Here is a 3,060-nt window from a genome sequence, read left to right as displayed (position 1 = left end):
CCCCGCACCGCACGCTCCCGGCGCCCCCGCCGGTCAGCCGGACGGTACGACGGGCAGCCGCTCGGCCGTGGACCACGGCACGCCGCGCCACGGTGACGCCTGCACCGTCACCGCGCATCACCGGCCGCCGCTCCGGCTCGTACCCGGCGCCGCCGAGTGCGCCGAGGCGACCGGTGCACGGGATCCGTACCGGGACGTTCCGGTCTCACCCGCCTAGGGCCGGCCCCTCCCTCGCCGCGGACGCGTGTGCGCGAGGGCGGCGCAGCGGCCTGCCCGTCCGGCACCCTCCGCGCCCCACCCGTACTTGACTCGCGGGTAACAAAGGACTCCGCGGGGCATCAGGACCCGGACAGCCGAAAGCCGTCGGTCTGTCCGGTCGGAACCTCGTGGAGGGGCGGCCGGCCCCCATTGGGGTGGGGGCCGGTCACCCCGCATCCCGGAGGAACAAGGCGTTCACCGCCCCTCCGGGCTGTTCGAAAGGGCCTCACCGGGCCAACCCCAGCCCGGTGAGGCCCCTCACGCCCGGCACGCCGTGCCAGAGATGGAGGCATCATGTGACAGGTATCACCGCTCACGTGTGACCCGCGATTTAGAGAGGTCCCCCAAGCGGCGATAACCTGCGAGACGGACATGCCGCGCGCTCGGACACCGTGTGCGCCTCCCTTGTGACACAGCGGACGTCACGTTGCCCTTCGCGGCACGCCCACGCATCCAACGAACCGCGAGATCACTGATAGGGACGGAAGCGCGTGGACCTGTTCGAGTACCAGGCGAGGGACCTCTTCGCCAAGCACGATGTACCGGTGCTGGCCGGTGAAGTCATCGACACGCCTGAGGCGGCCCGCGCAGCCACTGAGCGTCTCGGTGGCAAGTCCGTCGTCAAGGCCCAGGTGAAGGTCGGTGGCCGCGGCAAGGCCGGCGGCGTCAAGCTCGCCGCCACCCCCGACGAGGCGGTCGAGCACGCGACCAACATCCTCGGCATGGACATCAAGGGCCACACGGTCCACAAGGTGATGATCGCCGAGACCGCCCCGGAGATCGTCGAGGAGTACTACGTCTCCTTCCTCCTCGACCGTGCCAACCGCACCTTCCTCTCCATCGCCTCCGTCGAGGGCGGCATGGAGATCGAGGAGGTGGCGGCCACCCGCCCCGAGGCCGTCGCCAAGACGCCGATCGACGCCAACGAGGGCGTGACCCCCGCCAAGGCCCGCGAGATCGTCGAGGCCGCGAACTTCCCGGCCGAGGTCGCCGACAAGGTCGCCGACGTCCTGGTCACCCTGTGGAAGACCTTCGTCGCCGAGGACGCGCTCCTCGTCGAGGTCAACCCGCTGGCCAAGGTCGCCTCCGGTGACGTCATCGCCCTGGACGGCAAGGTCTCCCTGGACGAGAACGCCGAGTTCCGCCAGCCGGAGCACGAGGCCCTCCAGGACAAGGCCTCGGCCAACCCGCTCGAGGCGGCCGCCAAGGAGAAGAACCTCAACTACGTCAAGCTCGACGGTGAGGTCGGCATCATCGGCAACGGCGCGGGTCTCGTCATGAGCACCCTGGACGTCGTCGCCTACGCCGGTGAGGCGCACGGCGGCGTCAAGCCCGCCAACTTCCTCGACATCGGTGGTGGCGCCTCCGCCGCCGTCATGGCGAACGGCCTGGAGATCATCCTCGGCGACCCGGACGTCAAGTCCGTCTTCGTCAACGTCTTCGGCGGCATCACCGCGTGCGACGAGGTCGCCAACGGCATCGTGCAGGCGCTGCAGCTGCTGAAGGACAAGGGCGAGGAAGTCACCAAGCCCCTCGTCGTCCGCCTCGACGGCAACAACGCCGAGCTGGGTCGCAAGATCCTCTCCGACGCCAACCACCCGCTGGTGCAGCGCGTGGACACCATGGACGGCGCGGCCGACAAGGCCGCCGAGCTCGCGGCTGCGAAGTAAGGAAGAGGGACTAAGACAGCCATGGCTATCTTCCTCAACAAGGACAGCAAGGTCATCGTCCAGGGCATGACCGGTGCCACGGGCATGAAGCACACCAAGCTCATGCTGGCCGACGGCACGAACATCGTCGGTGGCGTGAACCCCCGCAAGGCCGGCACCTCCGTCGACATCGACGGCAACGAGATCCCGGTCTTCGGCACGGTCGCCGAGGCGATGGAGAAGACGGGCGCGAACGTGTCCGTCCTCTTCGTGCCGCCGGCCTTCGCCAAGGCCGCCGTCGTCGAGGCCATCGACGCCGAGATCCCGCTCGCGGTCGTCATCACCGAGGGCATCGCGGTGCACGACTCCGCCGCCTTCTACGCGTACGCCGTGGAGAAGGGCAACAAGACCCGGATCATCGGCCCGAACTGCCCGGGTCTGATCACCCCCGGCCAGTCGAACGCCGGCATCATCCCGGGCGACATCACCAAGCCGGGCCGCATCGGCCTGGTCTCGAAGTCCGGCACGCTGACGTACCAGATGATGTACGAGCTGCGTGACATCGGCTTCTCCTCCGCCGTGGGCATCGGCGGCGACCCGGTCATCGGCACCACGCACATCGACGCGCTCGCCGCGTTCGAGGCCGACCCCGACACCGACCTGATCGTGATGATCGGTGAGATCGGCGGCGACGCCGAGGAGCGGGCCGCGGCGTTCATCAAGGAGAACGTGAAGAAGCCGGTCGTCGGCTACGTCGCGGGCTTCACCGCGCCCGAGGGCAAGACCATGGGCCACGCCGGCGCCATCGTCTCCGGTTCCTCCGGCACGGCCGCCGCGAAGAAGGAGGCCCTCGAGGCCGCCGGCGTCAAGGTCGGCAAGACCCCGACCGAGACGGCGAAGCTGGCGCGCGCGATCCTCGCCGGCTGAACCACGGCCGAGCCGCAGCCGGGTCACCGGTGCGGAGCGACACCGTACGGGTGGGCCCGTTCCCCGCAGTGGGGACGGGCCCACCGTCGTCTCCGCCCCGGGTCACCGCACCTGCGGCGCCAGCCGTTCCGGTCCCCGCGGCAGCGCCTCCCGCAGCCGGTCGCGCAGCTCCCGCTCGTCCTCCGAGAGGGGGCCGGGCGCCACCCGCGGCGGAACGCCCCGCACC

2 protein-coding genes and 1 pseudogene are annotated in these 3,060 nt (G+C 70.2%); all 3 read left to right on the top strand.

The genetic code is table 11. The features are described from left to right. Positions 1 to 217: pseudogene (locus tag B7767_RS47575) on the top strand (hypothetical protein); the annotation flags it as partial. A gap of 532 nt (positions 218 to 749) precedes the next feature. Further along, on the top strand, positions 750 to 1,928 hold the full coding sequence (gene sucC, locus B7767_RS42790; protein ID WP_030871256.1) for an ADP-forming succinate--CoA ligase subunit beta: 1,179 nt from the start codon (positions 750 to 752) through the stop codon (positions 1,926 to 1,928). A 21-nt stretch (positions 1,929 to 1,949) separates the two neighbouring features. After that, positions 1,950 to 2,834 carry a succinate--CoA ligase subunit alpha gene (gene sucD, locus B7767_RS42785; protein ID WP_030871259.1) on the top strand — a complete coding sequence of 295 codons (885 nt, stop codon included), beginning with the start codon at positions 1,950 to 1,952 and terminating at the stop codon, positions 2,832 to 2,834. Positions 2,835 to 3,060 lie beyond the last annotated feature (226 nt).

The sequence above is a fragment of the Streptomyces sp. 13-12-16 genome (genome assembly GCF_002114215.1).
In the GTDB taxonomy this organism is placed as follows: Bacteria; Actinomycetota; Actinomycetes; order Streptomycetales; family Streptomycetaceae; genus Streptomyces.
This window is presented reverse-complemented; position numbering and strand designations above follow the sequence as displayed.

What these genes read in the sequence shown, in the direction of transcription:
- sucD (WP_030871259.1), top strand. Translation starts at nt 1,950, where the DNA reads ATGGCTATCTTCCTCAACAAGGACAGCAAGGTCATCGTCCAGGGCATG.